Origin of the sequence: Streptosporangium pseudovulgare (assembly GCF_014648055.1) — a bacterium.
GTDB lineage: Bacteria > Actinomycetota > Actinomycetes > Streptosporangiales > Streptosporangiaceae > Streptosporangium > Streptosporangium pseudovulgare.
In genome coordinates, this window is sequence record NZ_BMQJ01000006.1 from 296,199 (window position 1) to 320,250 (window position 24,052).

20 protein-coding genes are annotated in these 24,052 nt (G+C 71.7%); 12 read left to right on the forward strand and 8 right to left on the reverse strand.

Annotated elements, in window-relative coordinates; genetic code table 11:
* The first annotated feature begins 45 nt into the window (after positions 1-45).
* The 4 genes from IEZ10_RS39950 (at position 46) to IEZ10_RS14925 (ending at position 7,296) form a co-directional block, all read left to right on the forward strand.
* Positions 46-1,491, forward strand: a complete 1,446-nt coding sequence (locus IEZ10_RS39950) for an RDD family protein (protein ID WP_189247072.1) — start codon at positions 46-48, stop codon at positions 1,489-1,491.
* A 1,328-nt stretch (positions 1,492-2,819) separates the two neighbouring features.
* The gene (locus IEZ10_RS14915) at positions 2,820-3,149 is read left to right on the forward strand and encodes a histone-like nucleoid-structuring protein Lsr2 (RefSeq protein ID WP_179822029.1); all 330 of its coding nucleotides are present in this window, start codon (positions 2,820-2,822) and stop codon (positions 3,147-3,149) included.
* 289 nt (positions 3,150-3,438) lie between these two features.
* Complete coding sequence (locus IEZ10_RS14920) at positions 3,439-5,946, forward strand: ATP-dependent Clp protease ATP-binding subunit (protein ID WP_189247073.1); 2,508 nt, start codon at positions 3,439-3,441, stop codon at positions 5,944-5,946.
* A gap of 399 nt (positions 5,947-6,345) precedes the next feature.
* Positions 6,346-7,296: a sugar phosphate isomerase/epimerase family protein gene (locus tag IEZ10_RS14925; protein WP_189247074.1), complete on the forward strand. Its 951-nt coding sequence runs from the start codon at positions 6,346-6,348 to the stop codon at positions 7,294-7,296.
* A gap of 15 nt (positions 7,297-7,311) precedes the next feature.
* Here the strand turns inward: IEZ10_RS14925 and IEZ10_RS14930 are convergent, their stop codons facing one another.
* Positions 7,312-8,187, reverse strand: a complete 876-nt coding sequence (locus IEZ10_RS14930) for an HhH-GPD family protein (RefSeq protein ID WP_308426274.1) — start codon at positions 8,185-8,187, stop codon at positions 7,312-7,314.
* Between the two features lie 112 nt (positions 8,188-8,299).
* Here IEZ10_RS14930 and IEZ10_RS14935 point away from each other — a divergent pair, with 112 nt between their 5' ends.
* On the forward strand, positions 8,300-8,980 hold the full coding sequence (locus IEZ10_RS14935; protein WP_189247076.1) for a hypothetical protein: 681 nt from the start codon (positions 8,300-8,302) through the stop codon (positions 8,978-8,980).
* A gap of 217 nt (positions 8,981-9,197) precedes the next feature.
* Here IEZ10_RS14935 and disA read toward each other — a convergent pair whose 3' ends face one another.
* Together disA and radA are read right to left on the reverse strand one after the other, a co-directional pair.
* Positions 9,198-10,280, reverse strand: a complete 1,083-nt coding sequence (disA, locus tag IEZ10_RS14940) for a DNA integrity scanning diadenylate cyclase DisA (RefSeq protein WP_229811272.1) — start codon at positions 10,278-10,280, stop codon at positions 9,198-9,200.
* An 83-nt stretch (positions 10,281-10,363) separates the two neighbouring features.
* Positions 10,364-11,764 carry a DNA repair protein RadA gene (gene radA, locus IEZ10_RS14945; RefSeq protein ID WP_189247077.1) on the reverse strand — a complete coding sequence of 467 codons (1,401 nt, stop codon included), beginning with the start codon at positions 11,762-11,764 and terminating at the stop codon, positions 10,364-10,366.
* Between the two features lie 207 nt (positions 11,765-11,971).
* Here radA and IEZ10_RS14950 point away from each other — a divergent pair, with 207 nt between their 5' ends.
* Positions 11,972-13,273 carry a hypothetical protein gene (locus tag IEZ10_RS14950; RefSeq protein ID WP_189247078.1) on the forward strand — a complete coding sequence of 434 codons (1,302 nt, stop codon included), beginning with the start codon at positions 11,972-11,974 and terminating at the stop codon, positions 13,271-13,273.
* A gap of 115 nt (positions 13,274-13,388) precedes the next feature.
* On the opposite strand, the gene trxA is transcribed toward IEZ10_RS14950, so the two are convergent.
* The 3 genes from trxA to IEZ10_RS14965 all read right to left on the reverse strand — a co-directional run bounded on the left by trxA (position 13,389) and on the right by IEZ10_RS14965 (position 14,904).
* A complete protein-coding gene (gene trxA / locus IEZ10_RS14955) occupies positions 13,389-13,703 on the reverse strand; it encodes a thioredoxin (RefSeq protein WP_189247079.1) in 315 nt (104 codons plus the stop codon).
* Positions 13,700-14,095 carry a MerR family transcriptional regulator gene (locus tag IEZ10_RS14960; RefSeq protein ID WP_189247080.1) on the reverse strand — a complete coding sequence of 132 codons (396 nt, stop codon included), beginning with the start codon at positions 14,093-14,095 and terminating at the stop codon, positions 13,700-13,702. The genes trxA and IEZ10_RS14960 overlap by 4 nt, the downstream gene beginning before the upstream one ends.
* Positions 14,096-14,202: 107 nt before the next feature.
* On the reverse strand, positions 14,203-14,904 hold the full coding sequence (locus IEZ10_RS14965) for a class I SAM-dependent methyltransferase (RefSeq protein ID WP_189247081.1): 702 nt from the start codon (positions 14,902-14,904) through the stop codon (positions 14,203-14,205).
* Positions 14,905-15,133: 229 nt separating this feature from the next.
* Between IEZ10_RS14965 and IEZ10_RS14970 the strand changes: the two genes are divergently transcribed.
* The 6 genes from IEZ10_RS14970 to IEZ10_RS14995 all read left to right on the forward strand — a co-directional run bounded on the left by IEZ10_RS14970 (position 15,134) and on the right by IEZ10_RS14995 (position 21,427).
* A complete protein-coding gene (locus tag IEZ10_RS14970) occupies positions 15,134-15,946 on the forward strand; it encodes a sugar phosphate isomerase/epimerase family protein (protein ID WP_189247082.1) in 813 nt (270 codons plus the stop codon).
* 27 nt (positions 15,947-15,973) lie between these two features.
* Positions 15,974-16,576, forward strand: a complete 603-nt coding sequence (locus IEZ10_RS14975; protein ID WP_189247083.1) for a TetR/AcrR family transcriptional regulator — start codon at positions 15,974-15,976, stop codon at positions 16,574-16,576.
* Positions 16,577-16,781: 205 nt separating this feature from the next.
* Positions 16,782-18,956 (forward strand): (Fe-S)-binding protein, encoded by a 2,175-nt coding sequence (locus IEZ10_RS14980; RefSeq protein ID WP_189247084.1) that lies wholly within the window; start codon positions 16,782-16,784, stop codon positions 18,954-18,956.
* 267 nt (positions 18,957-19,223) lie between these two features.
* On the forward strand, positions 19,224-20,018 hold the full coding sequence (locus IEZ10_RS14985) for a hypothetical protein (RefSeq protein WP_189247085.1): 795 nt from the start codon (positions 19,224-19,226) through the stop codon (positions 20,016-20,018).
* Positions 20,015-21,127, forward strand: coding sequence for a glycosyltransferase (locus IEZ10_RS14990; protein ID WP_189247086.1), 1,113 nt, complete (start codon positions 20,015-20,017; stop codon positions 21,125-21,127). Before IEZ10_RS14985 ends, IEZ10_RS14990 begins: the two co-directional genes overlap by 4 nt.
* 18 nt (positions 21,128-21,145) lie before the next feature.
* Positions 21,146-21,427, forward strand: a complete 282-nt coding sequence (locus tag IEZ10_RS14995) for a metal-sensitive transcriptional regulator (RefSeq protein WP_189247087.1) — start codon at positions 21,146-21,148, stop codon at positions 21,425-21,427.
* A 504-nt stretch (positions 21,428-21,931) separates the two neighbouring features.
* Here the strand turns inward: IEZ10_RS14995 and IEZ10_RS15000 are convergent.
* Positions 21,932-23,320: a hypothetical protein gene (locus IEZ10_RS15000; RefSeq protein ID WP_229811273.1), complete on the reverse strand. Its 1,389-nt coding sequence runs from the start codon at positions 23,318-23,320 to the stop codon at positions 21,932-21,934.
* Positions 23,321-23,455: 135 nt separating this feature from the next.
* Complete coding sequence (locus IEZ10_RS15005; protein WP_189247089.1) at positions 23,456-24,007, reverse strand: gamma carbonic anhydrase family protein; 552 nt, start codon at positions 24,005-24,007, stop codon at positions 23,456-23,458.
* Positions 24,008-24,052 lie beyond the last annotated feature (45 nt).

The window sequence follows — 24,052 nt, forward strand, 5'->3', positions numbered from 1 at the left end:
TGAGTCTCGAACGCGCCACATGCGTAGTCGAAGTGAGGTGACGCGGTGACCACCGGACAGCCGCCGTATCCGCAGGATGATCCCGACCGCGACCGCACACCGTCGGGACACTCCGGATACGGCTCGCACGACATGGGCAGAGGCCCCGACGAACTCGATCCCGACGCGACAATCGTGGGATATCGGACAGACAACACCGGTCCGGGGCAGGGCCAGCCCGGCTACGGTCAGCCCGGCGCCTACGGCCAGGGCGGGCAGCCCGGGTACGGCCAGCAGCCGTCGTACGACCAGCAGCAGGCGTACGGTCAGCAGGGCGCCCAGCCGGGGTACGGCCAGCAGCAGGCGTACGGTCAGCAGGGCGCCCAGCCGGGGTACGGCCAGCAGCAGGCGTACGGTCAGCAGGGCGCCCAGCCCGGCTACGGCCAGCAGCCGTCCTACGGTCAGCAGAGCCCCCAGCCGGGGTACGGCCAGGGCGGGCAGCCCGGCTACGGTCAGCAGCCGTCCTACGACCAGCAGCAGCCGTACGGTCAGCAGGGCGCCCAGCCGGGCGCGTACGGCCAGCAGAGCTCCCAGCCGGGGTACGGCCAGCAGCCGTCGTACGACCAGCAGCAGGCGTACGGTCAGCAGGGCGCCCAGCCCGGCTACGGCCAGCAGCCGTCCTACGACCAGCAGCAGCCGTACGGTCAGCAGGGCGCCCAGCCGGGCGCGTACGGCCAGCAGCCGTCCTACGACCAGGGCGCCTACGGCCAGCAGAACTCCCAGCCCGGCGGCTACGGTCAGCAGCCGTCGTACGACCAGGGCGCGTACGGCCAGGGCGCCCAGCCGGGCTACGGCCAGCAGCCCTCCTACGACCAGCAGCAGGCGTACGGCCAGCAGGGCTACGGCGCGCAGTACGGCCAGCAGCCCGGCTACGCGGCCCAGCAGCAGGCCTACGGCCAGCAGGGCTACACCCCGCAGTGGGACGGCGGCCACGCCCCGGGCGTGTCGGCCCCGCTCGCCGAGTGGTGGCAGCGCCTGGTCGCCCGCCTCATCGACGGTCTGATCCTGGCGATCCCCACGTTCGTCATCACCCTCGTGCTGACCGGGCTCCTGGTCACCGCGCCGTCCTTCAACATGGAGACCGGCGAGTACAGCGTCGGGAGCGGGGTGCTGCTCGCCGGCATCCTCACCGGCGTCATCGGCGGGCTGATCTACTTCGTCTACGAGCTCCTGATGCTGAAGGCGAAGGGGCAGACCGTCGGCAAGATGGCCATGGGCATCAAGGTCGTGCCGGTCGGCGGGGCGCCCCAGGCCGAGGGGCTCCCCTCGAACAAGGCCATGAGCCGGGCGGGCGTCCTGTGGGGCCCGTCCATCCTGCGCGGCCTTCCCATCGTGGGCTTCATCATCGGGATCTTCTCCCTGGTGAACGTGCTCTGGCAGCTGTGGGACAAGCCGCTGCACCAGTGCCTGCACGACAAGGCCGCCGGCACGACGGTCGTGAAGACCAGGTAGTTCCGGTAGTTCCCGAAAAACGGGGCCGGCGGGTTGAACCGCCGGCCCCGTTTTTTCGTGTGTGGAGGGAAACGAGCGGGGTAACGGAACTCCGGAAGGGACGGTAACGGCGTCCGGAGACGGCTGTGGCGGGGCGTGAACCCGGGTGCGTCCGCGCGGGGCGTTATGGGCCTTCTTCCGGGCTTCCCCGGGGAGGGCGTTATGGAGCCTTCCAAGTGCGCTTCCGGTCACGACAAACCCCGTGGATCGGCCGTGCCGTCACGCCGGGTGCCTATCGGACGTCAATGGGGTGACAGTTACCGGGGGAACTTCCGTGACGTCCGGCGAATGGCGGGTGACGGGCGGGCCGTGCCGCGGCCGCCCGCGACTTCCCGCGCCTTCTCCCGGCCCGGCGGGGAATGCCGGTGCGCCTTCCCGCCGTGCCCGGGAAGGCGTTCTCGCGGATCCGGCCCCGGTTAGCGGGACGTCACCGGCCCGGCGGTTTGGTGGTTATAAGGGCTACGACTATGTTCCTTGCGCCCGGGGGCCGTAGGCTTGGGAAGAAAGCGATGAAGATCCGTCTTGTTCCGTGGGGCGAAGGCGTACCGCGGAACCGGCCGCGCACCGAAGAGGGCGAGGCCCGGCGGGGCCCACCCGGGTGTTCCCGTCCTCTTGACATTACCGCCGTCGACCCGGCGATGATGATCCGGAGCTTCGGCAAGATCTTTTCTGTTGCGGCCGAAAAGCCCTTGTGAGCAGGGGGTTTTCGGGATCGCCGGGAGGGAGTCGCTGTCAAGTGGCCGTAGTTGACATTGGTTTTTCGGCGGAGTGATCATCAGATGATCGTCCTGTCGGTTTTTTCCCTCCGGCTTTACGGACGGCAACCGGTAAGACGGCTGGAGAGAAGCATTAAGGTGGAGATGGGCGGTCCCGGGGGCCCGTGCCGCCCCCCGGTGACGCTAAGGTCGTCTCTGGGTGGGCGTCCACCGGTCCCAGCGGCTTCCCGTCCGCGGGCGGGCCACGCCGCCCCAGGAATTCCACGGTCCCCAGAAAGTCACCCACGGTGCGGAGCGAGGACGAATGAACGACGTATTGTCCGCGTTGATACCCCCGGTGGTCGTCGGCGGGGCCTTCATCTACGGAGTGGTCAAGCTTCTTCGCAGTGAAGCCGCCGGCCGGCGTCCGGCAAAACGGGAGGACGTCCCCGGGCCCCAGGACGGATGATCGCGGCCGTCCGGTTCCGGTCGGGTTCCCGGGAGAATCGCCGGGGTCCCGGAATTGCCGCCCCCCGATGGCGGGTATATGTTTGGCTAGCGAATGAAACAATACTCCGCGAAAGGATTGCGTAGATGGCCAAGCAGATCCAGGAGATTCTCATCGACGACCTCGATGGGGGCGAGGCCAATGAGACGGTCGCCTTCGCGATTGACGGCACGAGCTACGAGATTGATCTCAGTGAAGTAAACGCGAAGAAGCTCCGCGACTCCCTGTCGCCTTTCGTGCAGAGCGCCCGCCGTTCCGGCGCGGCTCCGCGTCGCCGTCGCGCCGGCGGCAGCAGGGCTCTCACGCGGGAGAAGAGCGCCGACATCCGGGCTTGGGCGAAGTCGCACGGCCTTAATGTCAGCGAGCGCGGCCGTATCGCCTCCAAGATCGTCGAGCAGTACGAAGCGGCTCACTAGCGAGTGACGCGCGACTGCTCGCGGGATCGTTGAATCATGCGGTTATGGCGGCCACGGTGGGGTCCGGTGGCGGCCATGACCGCATGACGCGTTTGATCGTCTATAAACGTCGTTCGCTTGCGGCGTAGCGGGAACATCTCACCCCCGGTAAGTAGTTGGATGGAGGGTGAACGCCCTGCTCCCGGGGAACGTCTCGTTCATAGAGCGGTCGTCTGGGCGGGGCTACCATGCGGGATGACAGGGCCCGGATATCCCGGACCTGCCTGACCGCTCTGTGAGGAGCGACGAGATGTTCGAGAGGTTCACCGACCGCGCACGGCGGGTTGTCGTCCTGGCCCAGGAAGAGGCCCGGATGCTCAACCACAACTACATCGGTACGGAGCACATTCTTCTTGGCTTGATCCATGAAGGTGAAGGCGTTGCCGCCAAGGCTCTGGAGAGCCTCGGCATCAGCCTCGAAGGTGTGCGTCAGCAGGTCGAGGAGATCATCGGCCAGGGACAGTCCGCGCCTTCGGGGCACATTCCCTTCACCCCGCGCGCCAAGAAGGTCCTTGAGCTGTCGCTCCGTGAGGCCTTGCAGCTGGGTCACAACTACATCGGCACCGAGCACATCCTGCTCGGCCTCATCCGTGAGGGCGAGGGCGTGGCCGCCCAGGTGCTGGTGAAGCTGGGGGCGGACCTCAACCGCGTCCGGCAGCAGGTGATCCAGTTGCTCCACGGTTACCAGGGCAAGGAGCCGGCCGCCGCGGGCGGCCCGCAGGAGTCGGCGCCGTCGACCTCCCTTGTGCTGGACCAGTTCGGCCGCAACCTGACACAGGCCGCCCGTGAGGGCAAGCTCGACCCGGTCATCGGCCGCGACAAGGAGATCGAGCGGGTCATGCAGGTCCTCTCCCGGAGGACCAAGAACAACCCGGTCCTGGTGGGTGAGCCCGGCGTCGGCAAGACCGCCGTCGTCGAGGGCCTGTCCCAGAAGATCGTCAAGGGCGAGGTTCCCGAGACGCTCAAGGACAAGCAGCTCTACACCCTGGACCTCGGCGCGCTGGTGGCGGGCTCCCGCTACCGCGGTGACTTCGAGGAGCGCCTCAAGAAGGTGCTCAAGGAGATCCGCACCCGCGGCGACATCATCCTGTTCATCGACGAGCTGCACACGCTCGTGGGCGCGGGCGCCGCAGAGGGCGCGATCGACGCCGCCAGCATCCTCAAGCCGATGCTGGCCCGCGGCGAGCTGCAGACCATCGGCGCCACCACCCTCGACGAGTACCGCAAGCACCTGGAGAAGGACGCCGCGCTGGAGCGCCGCTTCCAGCCGATCCAGGTGGCCGAGCCCAGCCTCAGCCACACGATCGAGATCCTCAAGGGCCTGCGCGACCGTTACGAGGCCCACCACCGGGTCTCGATCACCGACGGCGCCCTCGTGGCCGCCGCGCAGCTCGCCGACCGCTACATCAGCGACCGGTTCCTGCCCGACAAGGCGATCGACCTGATCGACGAGGCCGGCTCGCGCATGCGCATCCGCCGCATGACCGCGCCGCCGGACCTGCGCGAGTACGACGAGAAGATCGCCAACGTGCGGCGCGACAAGGAGTCCGCGATCGACGCGCAGGACTTCGAGAAGGCCGCCGCGCTGCGCGACCAGGAGAAGCAGCTCCAGCTCAAGCGCGAGCGCCGGGAGAAGGAGTGGAAGGCCGGCGACATGGACGTCGTCGCCGAGGTCACCGAGGAGCTCATCGCCGAGGTCCTGGCGACCGCCACCGGCATCCCGGTCTTCAAGCTCACCGAGGAGGAGTCCCAGCGGCTGCTCCGCATGGAGGACGAGCTGCACAAGCGGATCATCGGCCAGGACGACGCCATCAAGGGCCTGTCCCGCTCGATCCGCCGCACCCGCGCCGGTCTGAAGGACCCGCGCCGCCCGGGTGGCTCGTTCATCTTCGCCGGCCCGTCCGGCGTCGGTAAGACCGAGCTGTCCAAGACGCTGGCCGAGTTCCTGTTCGGGGACGAGGACGCGTTGATCATGCTGGACATGTCCGAGTTCATGGAGAAGCACACCGTCTCCCGGCTGTTCGGCTCGCCCCCCGGCTACGTCGGATACGAGGAGGGCGGCCAGCTCACCGAGAAGGTGCGGCGCAAGCCGTTCTCCGTGGTCCTCTTCGACGAGATCGAGAAGGCCCACCCGGACATCTTCAACTCGCTGCTGCAGATCCTGGAGGACGGTCGTCTGACCGACGCCCAGGGCCGCGTGGTGGACTTCAAGAACACCGTCATCATCATGACGACCAACCTCGGCACCCGGGACATCTCCAAGGGCATCGGGGTGGGCTTCGCGAAGTCCAACGACACCGAGTCGAACTACGACCGGATGAAGGCCAAGGTGCAGGAGGAGCTCAAGCAGCACTTCCGGCCCGAGTTCCTCAACCGCGTCGACGACATCGTGGTCTTCCACCAGCTCACGCCGAAGGAGATCATCAGCATCGTGGACCTGATGCTGGCGCAGGTCGCCGAGCGTCTGAAGGACCGCGACATGGGCCTGGAGGTCTCGCAGGAGGCCAAGCAGCTGCTGGCCGACCGCGGTTACGACCCGGTGATGGGCGCCCGGCCGCTGCGCCGGACGATCCAGCGCGAGCTGGAGGACACGCTGTCGGAGAAGATCCTGTACGGCGAGCTCCGTCCCGGCCAGATCGTCAAGGTCTCGATCGAGGGCGAGGGCGACGCCGCCAAGTTCGTCTTCGTCGGCGAGGCTGCGCCGACCGACCGGGTCCCCGACTCGGCGGCCGCGATCGCGGAGCCGATCCAGCACTGACCCGGTCCGGATCGGCGCCGGCCCGGCGTCGATCCGGCGGTGGCACAACTCGATGGCACAACTCTGAGCGGACCCCCCGTGAGCAGTCTCACGGCGGGGTCCGCTCATTTGTTACGGAAGAAGGTATACCGCCACCGTAGGTAGTACTACACTCTGTAGAGTGATTCGGCCGGCTCGTCGGCGTGACCTGGTTCGGCGGTCACGCCGTGACCGGTCCCGACGTCAGCCCGCCGACGTACCGACGTATCGGCTCCGGGGATGACGCGGGGACCGGTGCCCAAGCGGGAAGCTCGGCGGATCCGGTCGAACCCTCGGCGGCAAAGGACCCGCCGGCCCGCGGCTCGGGTTTCCGCGCGGGCGTCCGGGATCGCCGTACAGAGCACTCCTTGGAGGCATCGGATGCGTTTGCGGCACGAGGACGGGACGCTCGTTCACCTGTCCTACAACGCGGGCGTGCATCCCGCTGAAGACCTGGAGAACCTCATCGCCCACCTGACCCGGTACGCGGTCCCGGTGCGCAAGCGCCTGGGCGTCGACCGGATGGGCGTCGGCCTCTGGCTGTCTCCGGGGGTGGCCGACCACCTCATCGCCGACCGGATCGAGCTGGTACGGCTGCGCCGCTCCCTGGAGGAGCGCGGCCTGGAGGTCGTCAGCCTCAACGGCACCGGCGGGCGCAACCAGGACGCCCCCGGCCCCGACTGGGCCAAGCCCGAGCGCTACCGCTACACGATGGCGCTGGCCAAGATCCTGGCCTTCCTGCTGCCGGAGGACGTCCGCTTCGGCAGCATCTCCACCATCCCCATCGGCTGGCGCCGCGACTGGCCGTCCGACCTGCACGCGATCGCCACCCGCCGCCTGGAGCGCCTCTCGCGTGAGCTGCGCGGCCTGTACAGCGTCACCGGCAAGACCATCAGGGTCGGCTTCGAGCCGTGGCCCGGCTGCGTGCTGGAGACCACCAAGCAGGCCCTCGACCGGGTCTGCGACATCGACTCCGAGCACCTCGGCGTCTGCCTGGACGCCTGCCACCTCGCCGGCGGCGCGGAGGAGCCGGGCACGGCGCTGCGCGGCCTGGCCGACGCAGGCGCCCCGGTGGTGAAGCTCGGTCACGTCCACAACCACGTGAGCGACGCCTGCCGGGAGCTCCCGAGCACCCGCCCGATCCTGGAGGACACCCTCACCGCGATGCTCTCCGGCGCGGTGAACGGCACCGCCCACATCGAGGTCGAGACCCACGACCTGGCCGTGCCGGTGCGGACCAAGGGCCCCGGCGCGCTGGTCACCGCGATCGCCGACGAGCTCGACTGGGCCCGCACCAACCTCACCGCGCTCGGCCTGCGCCTGGCCGCCTGAGCGCCGGCCGGCGGTTCAGCCGGGCAGGCGGTAGGTGCCGTCGTCCAGCACCTCGGCCAGCCCGTCGGCGACGAGGCCGTCCAGGGCGCGCTCCCGCTGCGTGTCGCTCTCCCAGACAGCGTCCAGGGCGGCCTTGGGAACCGGACCGTGGGCCTGGCGCAGGACCGCCAGCAGACGTCCCCGGCACTGGCGGTCGGTGCCCGCGTAGGACTGCCCCCGGCGGGCGGGCCCGTCGTAGGGCGGTTTGCCGGCCAGGCGCCAGGCGCACAGCGCGCTGACCGGGCAGTCGGCGCAGCGCGGGGCCCGGGCCGTGCAGACCAGCGCGCCCAGCTCCATGACGGCGACCGCCCAGACGGGCGCCTCGTCCGGGCCGGGCAGCAGCGACTCGGCGAGCCTGCGCTCGGGCGGCGTGGTCGCCTTCGGCGGATACTCCTCGCCCCGCACGGCCCGCGCCAGGACCCGCCTGACGTTGGTGTCCAGGACCGCGTGGCGGCCCCCGAAGGCGAAGCTGGCCACCGCGGCCGCGGTGTACTCGCCGACGCCCGGCAGCGCCAGCAGGGTGGCGTGGTCGGACGGCACCTCCCCGTCGTGCCGCTCGGTGATCGCCCGCGCGCAGGCGTGCAGGTTGAGCGCGCGGCGCGGGTATCCGAGGCGTCCCCAGTGGCGTACGGCCTCGCCGGGAGGCTCCTTGGCGAGGGCGGCGGGCGTGGGCCAGCGCTCCATCCACTCGGTCCAGACGGGCAGCACCCGGACCACGGGCGTCTGCTGCAGCATGATCTCGCTGACCAGGATCGACCAGGGGGAGGCCCCGGGGGCCCGCCAGGGGAGGTCGCGGGCGTGCTCGGCGTACCAGCCGAGCACGGGGTCCAGGAGAGGGTTCGACTCGGGCACGCTTCGACGATAGTGCGGGGCGGCGACCGCCTGCCCCCTTCCCGCCGACGCGGAACACGTGACAGCGGCGGGTCTCCCCTGTCGCTCCACCCACGGTCCCCATACTGTACGCATGGACCCGGACACTTTCCGTAGCGGAATAGGGGCGGACGTCTACTGGCGGCGCCGGGTGGTCGCACTCATCGGCGTGCTCGTGGTGGTCGCCGTCGTGGCCTGGGCCTGCTCGTCGAGCAAGCCGGAGCGTCCGCGGAAGGAGGGCTCGGCCGACCGGCCGGCCGGTCCGGACGCGGTGTCGGCCGCCCTGCCGACCGTGACGGTCACCACCTCCCCCGGGACGCCGTCCCCGCCGTCACCGTCCCCGTCCGCGTCGCCGTCGTCCTCGGCCGCGGCGGACGGGCGGCCCGGCGGCCCCTGCTCCCCGGCCGACCTCGTGCTGAGCGTGCGCGGGACGGGGGAGATCTACGGGCCGGGCGTCCAGCCGAAGTTCCTGCTCACCCTCGTCAACACCGGCGAGACGCCGTGCCGGGCCGACGTCGGGCCGCAGGCCATGGAGGTGCGGATCACCTCCGGCGCCGACCGGGTGTGGTCCTCCGCCGACTGCGTCAGCGGCGGGGCCGACGACTTCCACCGGCTGGAGCGGGGCGTGCCGTACGTCCGGGAGGTCGTCTGGGACCGCCGGCGGTCGGGCGCCGACTGCGCGATCGAGGGCGCGGCGGCCCGGCCGGGCACGTACGTCGCCGCGGTCGGCACCCCGGGCCTCAAAGGCGACAGGGCTGTCTTCCACCTGAGGTGACGGAAAATCCCGGCGAAGTGCGGTCCGTACGGTTCCGCGGCGGGGTCCGTCCGGCACGACCCCGCGGCGGGGTTCCGGGGCTCGGAGCGCGGCTCGAACAGGTGAAGGGCGGACCCGCCAGACGCGGCATTCCGCGATGGAAGGGACATCCGGGGCGGCCACGACGGCGTCAGACGTAGCGCTCCAGGATGCGTCAGACGTAGCGCTCCAGGATGCGTCAGACGTAGCGCTCCAGGATGGAGGACTCGGCGAGACGGGAGAGGCCCTCGCGGATGTGGCGGGCCCGGGTCTCGCCGACGCCGCCCACCTCCTGGAGGTCGCCGATGCTGGCGGCCAGGAGCTTCTGCAGGCTGCCGAACTGGTCGACCAGGCGGTCGACGACCGTGCCCGGCAGACGGGGGACCTTGGCCAGCAGGCGGTAGCCCCGGGGGCTCACCGAGGTGTCCAGGGCGTCGCTGCCCGGATGGCCGAGGACCCGCGCGACGACGGACAGGTCGAGCAGGTCGCTGGAGGAGAGCTCGTCGAGGTGGTGCAGGGCCTCGGCGAACCCGCGCCGGCGGCCCTCCGTGGGGAGGTAGTCACGCACGATCAGCTCGCGGTCGGTCTCGGTGCCGGCCACCAGCTCGTCGAACTGCAGGGAGAGCAGGCGGCCGTCGGTGCCGAGTTCGACGACGTATCCGGCGATCTCCTCGGAGATGCGCCGGACCATCTCCAGGCGCTGGGCGACCACCGCGACGTCGCGGACCGTCACCAGGTCCTCGATCTCCAGCGCCGAGAGCGTGCCGGACACCTCGTCCAGGCGGTGCTTGTAGCGCTCCAGCGTGGCCAGGGCCTGGTTGGCCCGGGAGAGGATCGCCGCGGACTCCTCCAGCACGTAGCGGACGCCGTCGAGGTAGAGGGCGATGATCCGCATGGACTTGCTGAGGGTGATCACCGGAAGGGACGTCTGCACGGCCACCCGCTGGGCGGTGCGGTGCCGGGTGCCGGACTCGTCGGTCGGGAGGGACGGGTCGGGCATCAGGTGCACGGCCGCGCGGACGATCCGCAGATCGCCGGAGTTGAGCACGATGGCGCCGTCCATCTTGGCCAGCTCGCGCAGCCGCGTCGCGGAGAACTCGACGTCGAGCTCGAAGCCGCCACTGCAGATCTCCTCGACCGTGCGGTCGTAACCCAGCACGATCAGGCCGCCCGTCTGACCGCGCAGAATGCGCTCCAGGCCGTCGCGGAGGGCGGTGCCCGGTGCGACGGCGGCCAGGACGGCTCTGCGGCGCTCGTCCAGTCCTTTGTACGTCGTTGCCACTTGACCCCCGTGGTCTGCGCGTCAGGCCCAGCTTACCCACGAAGCCTCATCGGAACCCGGAGAGCGGGTCCTCACCGGGAGCCTCAGGTGACGTGGGTGAGCGCGTCCCAGACGTTCTCCGCCTCGATGACGTCGAAGCCGGGTGCGAAACCCGCGGCCCGGCCGCCGACCGGGACCAGGGAGCGGTCCGCGCCCTTGCGGCGCCCGCTGTCCAGGGAACCGGCCGGGACGAGGGCGCGGGTGAAGCCCAGCCGGGCGGCCTCCGACAGGCGGCGCCGTACGTCGCGCACCGGGCGCAGCTCACCGGCCAGGCCCACCTCGCCCATCACGACCAGCCCGGACGGCAGCGCCTTGTCCCCGGCCGCGCTCGCCACCGCGAGCATCACCGACAGGTCGATCGCCGGGTCGTTGAGCTTGATGCCGCCCACGGTGGCGGTGAAGACGTCGCAGCCGCCCAGCTTGGCGTTGAGCCGCCGCTCCAGCACGGCCAGCACCATCGTGACGCGGTAGGCGTCGAGCCCGGAGGTGGAGCGGCGCGGCTGCTGGGCCTCGGTCCGGGCGACGAGGGCCTGGACCTCGGCGGGCAGCGGCCGGGTGCCCTCCAGAGTGACGGTGACGCACGTGCCGGGCACGGGGTCGGTGCGGTGGGAGACGAACAGGCCGCTGGCGTCGGCGATCCCCTCGATGCCGTCCTCGTGCAGGTCGAAGCAGCCGACCTCGTCGACGGGACCGTAGCGGTTCTTGATCGCGCGGACCATGCGGAGCCGGGAGTGGCGGTCGCCCTCGAAATGGAGCACCACGTCGACCAGGTGCTCCAGAGTGCGGGGGCCGGCGATCGAGCCCTCCTTGGTGACGTGGCCGACCAGGACCGTGGACATGCCGCGCTCCTTGGCCAGCCGGACCAGGTTGCCCGCGACCTCCCTGACCTGGGTGACGCCGCCGGGCACGCCGGTCGCCTGGGCAGAGCCGATGGTCTGCACCGAGTCGACGACGAGCAGGTCGGGCCGGACCTTCTCGACGTGCGTGACCAGGGCGCCCAGGTCGGTCTCGGCCGCGAGGTAGAGGTGCTCCTGGATCGCGCCGATCCGGTCGGCCCGGACCCGGACCTGGGCGGCCGACTCCTCGCCCGTGACGTACAGCACGGTCTGCTGCCGGGCCATCTTCGCCGCGGCGTCGAGCAGGAGCGTGGACTTGCCGATGCCGGGCTCCCCGGCCAGCAGGATCACCGCGCCGGGCACCACGCCGCCCCCGAGCACCCGGTCGAGCTCGGGCACGCCGGTGCCGCGGGCGTGCGCCACCTCGGCCTTGACCTGCCCGATCGGGACCGCCGGGGCCGACACCGCCCCGGCGGAGGCGACATGCACGCCGGCGCGCGCGGTCTCCTCCTCGACGGTGCCCCAGGCCTGGCACTCACCGCAGCGACCCACCCACTTGGCGGTCTGCCAACCGCACTCACCACAGCGATAGCCGACCTTCTTAGCCATGGCCGCACGCTACCGGCACCGACCGACAACTTTCACCCGTCCGCGGCGCGCGCCGGGCGGGAGGGACCACCGCGGGCCGGGAGCGGGTGGGCCCGGAGGCCGGGGAGGTCCGAGGTGGACGGGGAGGGACGGACCCTGAAGCGGGAGGGCGCACGAGGCGGGCGGGAGGGACTGCCGCGGCCGGGCGGCGGCGCGTACGATCTGGCCATGTCCGGACGGTTGGTGACGATCGTGATGCTGGTCGCGCTGCTGACGGCGTGCGGTACGGCCGGCCGGTCGCCCTCGGCCGGGGGGACGCCCGGAACGGCCGGTCCGGGCCGGGGATCGCCCGGCACGACGGCGGCCCCGCGCGCCCCGGTCGTGTCGCCGTCGCCCGACCCGTCCGCGCCCCCGTGGGCCCAGACCGAGGTGAGCGAGTGGGGCGGGTCGATGACGAGCGCGGTGGCGTTCGCCGCCGACGACGCCTGGGCGGCCGGCACGGTGGACGAGGGCGAAACCCTGATCACCCACTGGGACGGCCGCGCCTGGCGCGAGGTGGCCCCGCCCGTCCGGAGACGGGAGGAGGTCTCCTTCCGGCTGCTGGCGGCGTCGTCCCGCGACGACCTGTGGGTGTTCGCCGACGACGGGCGCGCCTGGCGCTGGACGGGCACCGGGTGGGCCGCCCGGGGCGGCCTGGGCGGCACGACGGGCACGAACGGCACGGCGGGCACGGCGGGGCCGGACCGTACGAACGGCACGGACGGCACGGCCGGTACAGGCGGTGCCGCGGGCAGCAGCGGCACGGGCACGAGCGGCACGGCCGGGTCCGGCGGGCTCTGGCTGCGCGCGGCGGCCGTCGCGGGGCCGCGCGACGTGTGGACGGCGGGCACGACCCGGGGCGACCCCGCGCGCCCGTTCCTCGTCCGGTGGGACGGCTCGGGCTGGTCGGATCTGCCGCTGCCGCCCGGTGCGGAGGTGAACGATCTCGGCGCGCTGTCGCCCCGCGACGTGTGGGCGGTGGGCCGGTCGGGAGACCAGGCCATGATCATGCACTGGACGGGGGAGCGGTGGGACCCCGTACCGGTGCCGCCCGTGCCGGGCGCGCGGGGCGCGGTCCTGGACCGCGTGCTCGCGGTGTCACCGGACGAGGCGTGGGCGCTGGGCACGGCCGAGGTGTCCGACCAGGAGAGGCGCCAGTTCCTGCTGCGCTGGGACGGGAGCCGGTGGAGCGAGGCCGGACCTCTCCCGGAGGACACGCGCCTCACCGCCGTGGAGTCCGACGGGCACGGCGGGATCTGGGCCGGCGGCGAGAGCCGGGGCGCCGGGGACGGGGACGGGGACGGGGACGGGGAGAGGACGATCCTCCACTTCGACGGCGCCGGCTGGACGTACGGGAGGACGCCCGGCACCCAGTCGGGCCCCGTGGTGAACGACCTCGCGCGGTCCCCGGACGGTGACCTGGTCGTCGCGGTCGGCGGCAACCCCGACTACGACGAGGACAGCGAGGCCTGGGTCTGGACACGGCACTGAGCCGCCCGGCCCGCGCGGGACGCCCGGACCTTCCGGTCCCGGGTCCGCGTGCCCCGGCCTCGGCCCGGCTTCGTCCCGTGGGGACCCGCCACCGTGAAGGCCCGCGGAGCGGAACCTAGATGTGGCCCTCCAGGTCGGCGAGGAGGAGGCGCTTGGGCTTGGCGCCGACGATCTGCCGGACCACCTCGCCGCCCTTGTAGAGGTTGAGCGTGGGCAGGCCCGTGACGCCGTAGCGGGCCGCGATCTCGGGGTGCTCGTCGGAGTTCAGCTTGGCGATCGTGAGGCGGTCGCCGTACTCGGCCTCGATCTGCTCCAGGACCGGCGCGATCATCCGGCACGGCGGGCACCACTCGGCCCAGAAGTCCACCAGGACGGGCTTGTCGCTCTCCAGCACCTGCTCGGCGAAGTTGTCGGTGGTCAAAGTGATCATGATTCTCCCTCGTTCCGGTCGGGAGGCGGCCCGAACATGCATCCCGGGCACGCCGCGCCGAGCTGGGCGGCCACCTCGGCCCGGCGTGTGAGCAGCGTGCGGATCTCGCCGTCGATCTCGGCCAGCTTGCGCCGGTAGACCTCCACCGACTCCGGGCACGAGGCCCCCGACTCGTGTCCGGCCCGCAGGCACGCCACGAACGGCCGGGCGTCCTCCAGCGTGAAGCCGACGGTGAGCAGCGACCTGATCTCGGTGACGAGCCGCAGGTCCGCCTCGCTGTACTCGCGGTAGCCGTTGGCGGCGCGCCGCGCGGTGATCAGCCCCTGCTGCTCGTAGTAGCGCAGCGCCCGGGTGCTGACCCCGGCACGTCTGGCGAGCTCTCCGATCCGCATTCGGACCTCCTCATCCGTCACGGTAGGCGTTGACGCCAGCGTCAAGGTCAAGCCGTACGGCGGGCGATCCCGTTCCCGGCCCCCGGTCCCGTCCCCGCCGGCCGGGGTCAGAAGCGCCGCCAGCGCAGCACGTTGGGGTAGTCGATCTCCAGGCCGGGGGTCTCGGCGACGGCCTGCTCGGCGACCTCGGGGGTGAACTCGATGCGCAGCACCGCCTCCAGGTCGGCGCGGCGCTCGAAGGACATGCGCAGGTCCAGCGGCCGGCTGTGCCACCCCTGGCGGGTCCAGAAACGCTCGACGGCCTCGGCGGAGTAGGCGGCGGGGACCGACCGGCTGAACCAGCGGCCGAACGCGCCGCGGGTGGCGTCCAGGTCGATGACGAAGGCCGCGCCGCCGCGCCGTACGACGCGGGAGAGCTCGGCGAGGCCGGGTTCGCAGCCGGGGCCGAAGAAGTAGGCCCAGCGGGCGAAGGCGACGTCCACCGACGCGTCCGGGAGCGGCAGGGCCTGGGCGGTGGCCACGTGGACCTCGACGCCGGGCAGGGCCCGGCAGCGGCGCCGGGCGAGCTGGGCGAGGCCCTCGTGCGGTTCGACGCCGATCACGCGGGAGGCCGTGGCCGCCAGGGACGGCAGGTGGTAGCCGGTTCCGCAGCCGATGTCGAGGACCGTCGCGCCGTCCCACGGCCGGATGGCGGCCATCGCCGCCTCGGCGCGCCCCTCCGGGTCCACGGCGCGGTTCTCCAGTTCGTAGACGTGCGGGGTGTTCCAGATGTTCGGGCTGGGGATGGCGCCCCTCAACGGCCTCGGCATGCGTTCACGGTAGCGGTGTGTTCTCCGTCGCATCCGCGAGGCCGACTCCACAGGTCGCTCGGCGCGCTTAGGCTGGCAAGGTGAGCGAGCGAAGCGGATGGGACGCCGGGCGCGGGGAGGCAAGCCCGCGCGCGTCCCGGGTAGGCGGTCCGGAGACCCCGGCGGACGTGCGGACCGGCGGACGCCGCGACGCCCGTTCGTGCGAGCTCCGAACCGGAGGGAAAGACAGATGAGCGTTGTCCGGGAATCCAGTGCGAAGATTGCTTTGTCCACCGCGTCGGTTTACCCCGAACGCACCCCGGACGCCTTCGAGCTGGCCGCGCGTCTCGGATACGACGGTGTCGAGATCATGGTGGGCGCCGACCCCGTGAGCCAGGACGTCGACGTCCTGGAGCGTCTGTCCGACCACTACCAGCTGCCGATCCTGGCCATCCACGCCCCCTGCCTGCTGGTGACCCAGCGGGTGTGGGGCAAGGACCCCTGGGCCAAGCTCCAGCGGGCGCAGCGGGCCGCCGAGCGGGTCGGGGCCCGGACGGTCGTGGTGCATCCGCCGTTCCGCTGGCAGCGCGACTACGCGCGCGAGTTCGAGACCGGCCTGGCCCGGATGCGCGAGGAGACCGACATCGTCTTCGCGGTGGAGAACATGTTCCCGCTGCGGGCCAGGGGCAACGAGGTGGTGCCCTACTCGCCGGGCTGGAACCCGGTCGACTACGACTTCCCCCAGGTGACGCTGGACCTGTCGCACACGGCGGTGTCGGGCGTCGACGCCATGGAGATGTTCGGCAAGCTCGGCGATCGGGTCGCCCACCTGCATCTCGCCGACGGCCTCGGGACGGCGAACAAGGACGAGCACCTGGTCCCCGGCCGGGGGAACCAGCCGTGCGCGGCGATCCTGGAGCGCCTGGCGGGCGGCGGCTTCGGCGGCCTGGTGGTGCTGGAGATCAACACGCGTAAGGCGGCCAGCCGTACCGAGCGGATCGACGACCTCACCGAGGCGCTGGCCTTCGCCCGCCGCCACCTCACCGCGCCCTCGAAGGCCTGAGGGGCGCGGGGCGGAGGGCGCGGGGACGTGGGAGCGGAGGACGCGTCGGCGGTCAGGCGGCGTCCGGGGCGCAGGCCGGGGTCGGCCGACACCCGGGGGCAGATCCTGACGGCCGCGCGCCAGATCTTCGCGGAGAAGGGGTTCGACCGGGCGACCGTCCGGGGGATCGCCCGGACGGCGGGGGTGGACCCGGCGCTGGTCCACCATTACTTCACGAGCAAGGCGGGGATGTTCGTCGCCGTCATGGACCTGCCGCTGAACCCCGAGGAGGTCGTCCCGGTTCTCATCGGCGGGCCGCGCGAGGAGGTCGGCGAGCGGATCGTCCGGTTCGTCCTGACGCTGACCGCGGACGCGGAGGCGCGCCAGCCGCTGCTGGCCATGATCCGCACCGCGATGACCAACGACCAGGTGGCCGCCATGGTGCGGGAGTTCCTCACCGAGGAGCTGCTGGACCGGGCCGCCCGGGGCCTCGGCGTTCCGCGGATCCGGATGGAGGCCGCCTTCTCCCAGATGTTCGGCCTGCTCGTGATGCGGCACGTGCTGCGGCTCGATCCGCTCGCCTCGGCCGGCGTCGAGGAGCTGGTCGCGCTGTTCGCGCCGACGATCCAGCGGTACCTGGACGAGGACTGACCGGCCCGCCCGGATCCGCCGTACGGCTCCCGCCGCGCCCGTAGAGCATTGTTCTGGACACGGATTGACCGTAGGGTGACCACGGTCACCGCGGGTCCGGGATCGACGACATGTTACCGATGGGTAGGATCCGTGGTAACCCGTCGTCACCGTGGATGACCGGCGGTCGTACGCTGGCAGCCAAAGCCGTCTGTGGGAGGACCCCGTGCTCTGGGTAGCGGTCATCGGGCTGGTCATGACAGCCGTCGCGGTCACACTCGCCGCGCGTCGCGTGCTGTTCCTTTACAACCTCGCCACCGCCGGGCCACCCGCGCCCGAACGGATCGAGTACGCCAGGAACAACGTGGGCGCGGAGATCAAGGCCCAGCTCGTCGAGGTCTTCGGGCAGAAGAAGCTGCTGAAGTGGACCCCCTCGGGCACCGCCCACTTCTTCGTCATGTGGGCGTTCTTCATCCTGGCCACCGTCTACCTTGAGGCGTACGGTGCGCTGATCCAGGGCGGCGTCACCGGCCGGCCGGACTTCCACATCCCGCTCATCGGGACCTGGCCCGTACTGGGCTTCCTGCAGGACTTCATCGCGGTCGCCGCCCTGATCGGGCTGGTGGCCTTCACGGTCATCCGGATCAAGAACTCCCCCAAGAAGCTCGGCCGCAGGTCGCGATTCTCCGGCTCGCACCTCGGCGGCGCCTGGCTCGTCCTCTTCATGATCTTCAACGTGATCTGGACGATGTTCCTCTTCCGAGGCGCCGCCTTCAACACCGGCAACCTGCCCTACGCCTCCGGGGCGTTCGCCTCCGAGGCGGCCGCCGCGCTGCTGCGACCACTGGGCACCACGGCCAACGAGGTGCTGGAGGGCGTCGGCCTGCTGCTGCACATCGGCGTCATGCTGGTGTTCCTCGTCATCGTGGTGAACTCCAAGCACCTGCACATCTTCACCGCGCCGCTGAACGTGATGTTCTCCCGTCGTCCCGACGGCAACGGCCCCGCCCAGCCGCTGCGGATCGACGGCAAGGTCGTCGACTTCGAGGACGAGGACCTCGACGGCGACCGGCTGGGCCGCGGCAGCATCAAGGACGTCAGCTGGAAGGGCTTCCTCGACTTCTACACCTGCACCGAGTGCGGCCGCTGCCAGTCGCAGTGCCCGGCCTGGAACACCGACAAGCCGCTGTCGCCGAAGATGCTGATCCTCGACCAGCGCGACCACGCCTTCAAGATCGCGCCGTACCTCATGGCGACCGAGGAGCAGCGCGCCGACCTGCACGAGGACGTGCTCGCCCTGCTGGACAAGCCGCTGGTCGGCGAGGACGGCGTCATCCACCCGGACGTGCTGTGGTCCTGCACCAACTGCGGCGCCTGCGTAGAGCAGTGCCCGGTGGACATCGAGCACATCGACCACATCCTCGACATGCGCCGCTACCAGGCGATGGTGGAGTCCAACTTCCCCACCGAGGCCGGCGTCATGGTCCGCAACCTGGAGAACAAGGGCAACCCCTGGGGGATGTCCGAGATGAAGCGGGCCGACTGGATCGAGGAGCTCGCCTCCCGTGAGGACGACCCCATCGAGATCCAGCTCGTCGACGAGAAGATGCCCGAGGACACCGAGTACCTCTTCTGGGTCGGCTGCGCCGGCGCCCTGGAGGACCGGGCCAAGAAGACCACCAAGGCGGTCGCGGAGCTGCTGCACGTCGCGGGCGTGAAGTTCGCCGTGCTCGGCCCGATGGAGGCGTGCTCCGGTGACCCGGCCCGCCGCCTGGGCATGGAGTACCTCTTCGACATGCTGGCCAAGCAGAACATCGAGACGCTGAACGAGGCCGGGGTCAAGAAGATCGTCGCGACCTGCCCGCACTGCTTCAACACCCTGGCCAACGAGTACCCGCAGCTCGGCGGGACCTTCGAGGTCGTCCACCACACCCAGCTGCTGGCCAGGCTGGTGGACGAGGGCCGGCTGGTGCCGGTCACGCCGATCGACGAGAAGATCACCTACCACGACCCCTGCTTCCTCGGCCGCCACAACAAGGTCTACTCCCAGCCGCGCGACATCATGGCCAAGGTGCCGGGCGTGCGGACCCAGGAGATGCACCGGCACAAGGACCGCGGCTTCTGCTGCGGCGCCGGCGGCGCGCGGATGTGGATGGAGGAGCGGCTCGGCAAGCGCATCAACACCGAGCGCGTGGACGAGGCTCTGACCACCGACCCCGACACCATCTCCACCGCCTGCCCGTTCTGCCTGGTCATGCTGGGCGACTCGATCAACGAGAAGAAGAACGCGGGCGAGGCCAAGGAGAGCCTGGAGGTCGTGGACGTCTCCCAGCTCCTGATCAGGTCCATCAAGGGACAGCCCGCCGAGCCGCCGGTCGAGCCGGCCGGGACGGCGGTCTGAGGCTCGGCGCCGCGGTTCCGGAGAGGTTCACCACGTTCCGGTGAGGCTCCGGATCACGTTCCGGTGAGGCCCGGGACCCCGCTCAGGCGGGGATCCGGGCCTCACTCCGTGGAGTCGGTATGGCCACGGTCCGTGTTTGCCCGGTTCACTGACAACCGGTCAAGGTGGCGAGAAAAGGACATCGGGTCTGAAACTCTTTCTCCACATAACGGGTAAATCACGGTAACCTCAACGTCGCATAGCTCATTCGACGGGAGGGGGCCGGTGATGCGCGTCATCGTCACCGACGCCGAAGTCACCCTGGCCGACGTCCTGTCGCTGCGCGTGGCCGCCGACGCGCCGCTCACCGGTCACGCCGACCTGGTCCTGCGCCACCGGGTCACCGGGACCGAGCGCCGGGTGCCGCTGGGGCCCTTCGGGGCCGAGGCGCGGGACGCGACACTGGCGGTCTCCCTCGCCCCACTGTCGCTGGACCCCGGCCGCTGGGACGCCTACCTCGAACGCGGCGGGACACGCTCCCGGATCCACAGCGTCGATCCGGGTTTCTCCCTCGACCGCCTGGAGACCTACGCGCTGGGCCGCCGTACCCTGGCCTACCGCTCCTACCGCACCCGCACCGGCTTCCTGGCCCTGCGGGTGGACCGGGCCGCGCCCGCGGCCGAGGTGCGGGCGGTGTGGTTCCGGGAGGGACGCTTCGAGGTCACCGGGGTCCTGGCCTTCACCGGGCTCGACGACGACGAGTCGCGGCACGAGGCGCGTCTCGCGCTGCGCCGCAGCCGGCCCGACGCCGCGCTGACGGTCGGCGCGACGGTCCAGGGGGTGCGCTTCCACGCCGCGCTGTCCCTGTGCGACGTGCTGGCCGCCGCGCCCGAGCACCCCGGCACCTGGGAGCCCTCGCTGGAGGTGGACGACCTGGCCGAGCCGCTTCGCCTGGGATCCTGGCTGGACGACGTGGACGGCAAGCGCCGCCGTCTGCACTACCCGGCCGCGCGGATCGACGGGGTGCCGATCCAGCCCCGCTACACGCTGGACGACGAGCTCAGGATCGAGGTCGGCGGGTGAGGATCTGCCTGCTCGTCCCCTCCGTCTACGGCATGCGCGGTGACGCCCGATCGATCGTCAACCTCGCCGGGGAGCTCTCCCGGCGGCACGACGTGGAGATCCTCAGCGTCCGCCGTCACCGGGAGCGGCCGTTCTTCCCGGTGCCGGCGGAGGTGCGGCTGTCGTGGGTGGTCGACGACCGGCCCGGCGTGCGGCATCTGCTCCCGCCGGGGCAGGTCCGCACCGACGTCGCCCTGTGGCGGCGGCTGCGCTCCCTCAAGACCGACGTGCTGATCAGCACCAGGCCGGGCCTGAGCGTCCAGGCGGCCAGGCACGCGCCCCGCGACTCCGTACGGATCGCCCGCGAGTGGGGCCGCCCGCCGGTCGCCGCGTCGATCAGGCGGTTCTACCCCAGGATGGACGCGGTCGTCACCGCCACCGAGACCGGCCGCGCCGAGTGGGAGCGCCTGGTCGGGGGGACGGTCGGGGTCACCACGATCCCGGACGCGCTTCCCGACGGTCCCTGGCCGCGTTCGCGGATGGACAACCGCCTCGTCGTGGCGGGCGGGCGCTGGGTGCCGGCCAAGGCGTACGACCTGCTGATCCGCGCGTTCGCCACCGTCGCCGACAAGCGCCCCGACTGGCGGCTGCGCCTGTACGGCGGGGGCCCCGAGGACCGGCGGCTGCGCGCCCTGGTCGCCGACCTGGGCCTGCACAACCACGTGTACTTCATGGGCACCACCCCCGACCTCGCCGGCGAGTTCGCCAAGGCGTCGATCGTGGCGACGACCGCCAGGGCCGAGGGGCTCGGGATGACCGTGATCGAGGCCCTGGCCAGCGGAGTGCCGGTGATCGGGTTCGACGGCCCCGGCGGGGCGGGGGAGTTCGTGACCGACGGCCGCAGCGGGGTCCTGGTCCCCCCGGGGCCGGGCGGGGAGCGGGACGGCGCCGGGTCCGCGGAGGAGAGCGAGGTCCGGGCGTACGCGTCCGCGCTGCTCGCCCTCATCGACGACGAACGGCGGCGCCGGGAGCTCGCGGCCGGCGCGCTGGCCGCCGCCGCCCCGCACCGGGCCTCCTCGGTGGCCGAGCGCTGGGAGAAACTGATCGCGGCCGCCGCTCGCCCCGCCTGACCCGGGTACCGTTGGGACATGCATGGGTACAGCGCAGACAAGCAGGCCTATCTGACCCGCCTGCGGCGGATCGAGGGGCAGATCCGGGGCCTGCAGCGGATGGTCGAGGAAGACTCGTACTGCATCGACGTCCTGACGCAGGTCTCGGCGGCCACCCGGGCGCTCCAGGCGGTGGCGCTCGGTCTGCTGGAGGACCACATCCGCCACTGCGTCGCCGACGCCATCAACAGTGGAGGCCCTGAGGCGGAGGAGAAGGTCAAGGAGGCGTCGGCGGCCATCGCCCGTCTCGTCCGGTCGTGACTAGTCACCCGGCGCCTCGGAAGGTCACCCGGACAAGGGCGTCCCGGACCCCTTCGAGGGAGCCCGGGACGCTTTCCGGTCTTCCGGACGGTTGGTCATCCCAACGGCTTCAGCAGATCGCCGAAGCACTCAGCCCGAGCGCGTTGTCGAGCTCCGCCAAGGTAAGCGGCCGTTCGCTGATGGCGACGGCGGTAAGCACCTCGGCATAGAGCGCGATCTCGTCCAACGCGACACGGTCGTGGACCCTAGAGTCCAGGTCGTCGTGCCCCACCGCGTCGTCCTTCCTTCCGCAGCCCACACCCACTTCGAGGTTACGGCGGAGGGTCCCCGCGTTCCCATGGCCCATCGGGACCATTCCTGGCGTCCCCACCACACCCTCGGAGGGGTCATTTCCCGGCTGCGAGATCACAATTCAGCCAATCGGCGGTACCGGCCGTCTGAGAACGCTATGAGCGGAGTAAGTGAGAAATAACTCCATTTGTGGTTTAACTGAATGGATCTTTGTCAGAAGTGACGGAACGGTGTTCCGGGGGCCTCCGGGATCCCCGGGATCCTCGGGCCTCCCGAGTCCGCCGGGTCGCCCGGGACCGGATCGTCGCGCTCGTGGACCAGTCGGTGCACGACCGCCGAGGCCGTCGCGAACCCCCGCTCGGGAACCGGGGTCCCGGTGAGGCGGCACCAGGCGAGCCCGGCGGCGTAGGACGTGCCCAGCAGCGCCGCGGCCGCCGCCCGGTCCGGCGGGTACAGGGCCGTGGGCAGCTCCCCGGTGCGGGGCCAGCACCTGCGCAGCGGGTGCGACGGATCGTCCAGCGCCACCCGCAGCATGTGGCGCAGCTCCGGCTCCAGCCAGGGGCACAGCTCCTCGACCGCCCCGGGAGCGGCCTCGGACAGGTCGGCGGCGAGCAGCGAGGCCGCTATCGCCCGGGGATCGGCCCCCTTGGCGGCGACGAACCCCAGCGCCACGACCAGGTCGTAGACCACGTGCTGGAGATGCTCGCCGGGCGAGGTCTCCGGCAGCGTCACGTGGGGCGGGCAGCGCTCCAGCCACGCCCGCCGTACGGCGTGGTCGCCGGCCTGGGCGGCTGAGGGGTCGGCGCCCGTACGGCGGAGCACCGGCTCCAGCATGGCCGGCAGGGCGTCCGCCCGGGGCCGGAAGCGGGGGTCGTCGCGGATCACCCCCGCGGTGTCGGCCATGAGCGCCACCAGGCGGCGCCCGGCCTCCGGGTGCCCGGCCCTGACCCGCTCGCCGTACAGGGCGGCCAGGTCCTCAAGGGAGAAGGGGGACAGCCACCGGACCCACTCGTCGCCGGGCAGCGGACGGGCGAGGAACTCACCGAACATCGACAGCAGCACCTCGTTGCCGTCGAAGGCGGGGGCGTAGGCGCACCACATGAGCGTGCCCCAGACGGCGGCCACCGGGCTGGCCACCTCCTCGGCGAAGACCTCGGTGAACGGGCCGGTGAGGGGGAAGTCCTCGCGGCGCCTGCCGCGCTGGGCGGCCAGCAGCTCGCGCACCCGGCCGGTGATCCGGGGAGGCACGTCGGGGCCGACGAACCCCTGGACCGAGCCGCGGTCGGCCGTGACGTCCGGGCCGTGCGGGACCAGGTGCCGCGGGATCACGGACGTGTCGTGGGCGACCCGCGACGCGGCGCGGAACTCAGGGTCGACCGGGGGCGCGGCCGGGTGCCAGCGGCCGCCGGCCGGGTCGTGGCGGTGCCACCGGGCGTGCGCGCCGAACAGCCAGCGCCCGCCGTCGGGGGCGGCCAGGACGCGCGACGCGATGGCCTGGGCCCGCGCGGGCTCCGGAAGCGCCGCCCACCGCGGATCGGCCACCATGGCGCGCACGTCGCCCTCGATGGCGTCGAAACAGTCCCAGCGCGACACGGCGGCCATGTTACCCGCGGCCTCCCCGGCCGTCCCGGGCCTCGGGGCGGCCGGGGACGCGGTACGGCGCCGCGCCTCTCACGGGCCCGCGCTCGTCGGCGGAGCCGGTCGGGCGGGACCGGGACGGCGGGACGGGGGCTGCTGTCAGGGGAGCCGGTCGGGCGGGACCGGGACGGCGGCGCGGTGCCGTACCGCCTTGGCCACGTAGTTGTCCGGGGTGCGGGCGAAGGACGCGCGGTCGTCATCGGTGAGCTCGCGGACGATCCTGCCGGGGACGCCCGCGACGAGCACCCCGGCCGGGATCTTCTTGCCGGGGCCCACCAGCGCCCCCGCCGCGACCAGGGAGCCCGCGCCGATCCTGGCTCCGCCGAGCACGATGGCCCCGATGCCGACCAGCGCCCCGGTCTCCACGTGGGCGCCGTGCACCATGGCCTTGTGGCCCAGGCTGACCCGCGGTTCGAGCACCGTGGGCTCGCCGGGGTCGGCGTGCAGGCAGCACAGGTCCTGGACGTTGCACTCCTCGCCGACCTCGATCAGCTCGTCGTCGCCGCGGAGGACCGATCCGTACCAGACGCCGGCGGCGCGGCCGATCCGTACCCGGCCGACGACCACCGCGCCCGGGGCGATGTAGGCGTCCGGGTGGATGCTGGGGGTCGCGTCACCGTCGAGGGAGGCGATGTACGGGTTGGTAGTCACGCGTCCGATGTTACGCGGCGTGAGGTTGCCCGATATTTCCGCAAG

What these genes read in the sequence shown, in the direction of transcription:
- IEZ10_RS14960 (WP_189247080.1), bottom strand. Translation starts at nt 14,095, where the DNA reads ATGCGGATCGGAGAGCTCGCCAGACGTGCCGGGGTCAGCACCCGGGCG.
- IEZ10_RS14920 (WP_189247073.1), top strand. Translation starts at nt 3,439, where the DNA reads ATGTTCGAGAGGTTCACCGACCGCGCACGGCGGGTTGTCGTCCTGGCC.
- trxA (WP_189247079.1), bottom strand. Translation starts at nt 13,703, where the DNA reads ATGATCACTTTGACCACCGACAACTTCGCCGAGCAGGTGCTGGAGAGC.
- IEZ10_RS14925 (WP_189247074.1), top strand. Translation starts at nt 6,346, where the DNA reads ATGCGTTTGCGGCACGAGGACGGGACGCTCGTTCACCTGTCCTACAAC.
- IEZ10_RS14950 (WP_189247078.1), top strand. Translation starts at nt 11,972, where the DNA reads ATGTCCGGACGGTTGGTGACGATCGTGATGCTGGTCGCGCTGCTGACG.
- IEZ10_RS14970 (WP_189247082.1), top strand. Translation starts at nt 15,134, where the DNA reads ATGAGCGTTGTCCGGGAATCCAGTGCGAAGATTGCTTTGTCCACCGCG.
- radA (WP_189247077.1), bottom strand. Translation starts at nt 11,764, where the DNA reads ATGGCTAAGAAGGTCGGCTATCGCTGTGGTGAGTGCGGTTGGCAGACC.
- IEZ10_RS14935 (WP_189247076.1), top strand. Translation starts at nt 8,300, where the DNA reads ATGGACCCGGACACTTTCCGTAGCGGAATAGGGGCGGACGTCTACTGG.
- IEZ10_RS14965 (WP_189247081.1), bottom strand. Translation starts at nt 14,904, where the DNA reads ATGCCGAGGCCGTTGAGGGGCGCCATCCCCAGCCCGAACATCTGGAAC.
- IEZ10_RS14915 (WP_179822029.1), top strand. Translation starts at nt 2,820, where the DNA reads ATGGCCAAGCAGATCCAGGAGATTCTCATCGACGACCTCGATGGGGGC.
- IEZ10_RS14985 (WP_189247085.1), top strand. Translation starts at nt 19,224, where the DNA reads ATGCGCGTCATCGTCACCGACGCCGAAGTCACCCTGGCCGACGTCCTG.
- IEZ10_RS15000 (WP_229811273.1), bottom strand. Translation starts at nt 23,320, where the DNA reads ATGGCCGCCGTGTCGCGCTGGGACTGTTTCGACGCCATCGAGGGCGAC.
- IEZ10_RS14995 (WP_189247087.1), top strand. Translation starts at nt 21,146, where the DNA reads ATGCATGGGTACAGCGCAGACAAGCAGGCCTATCTGACCCGCCTGCGG.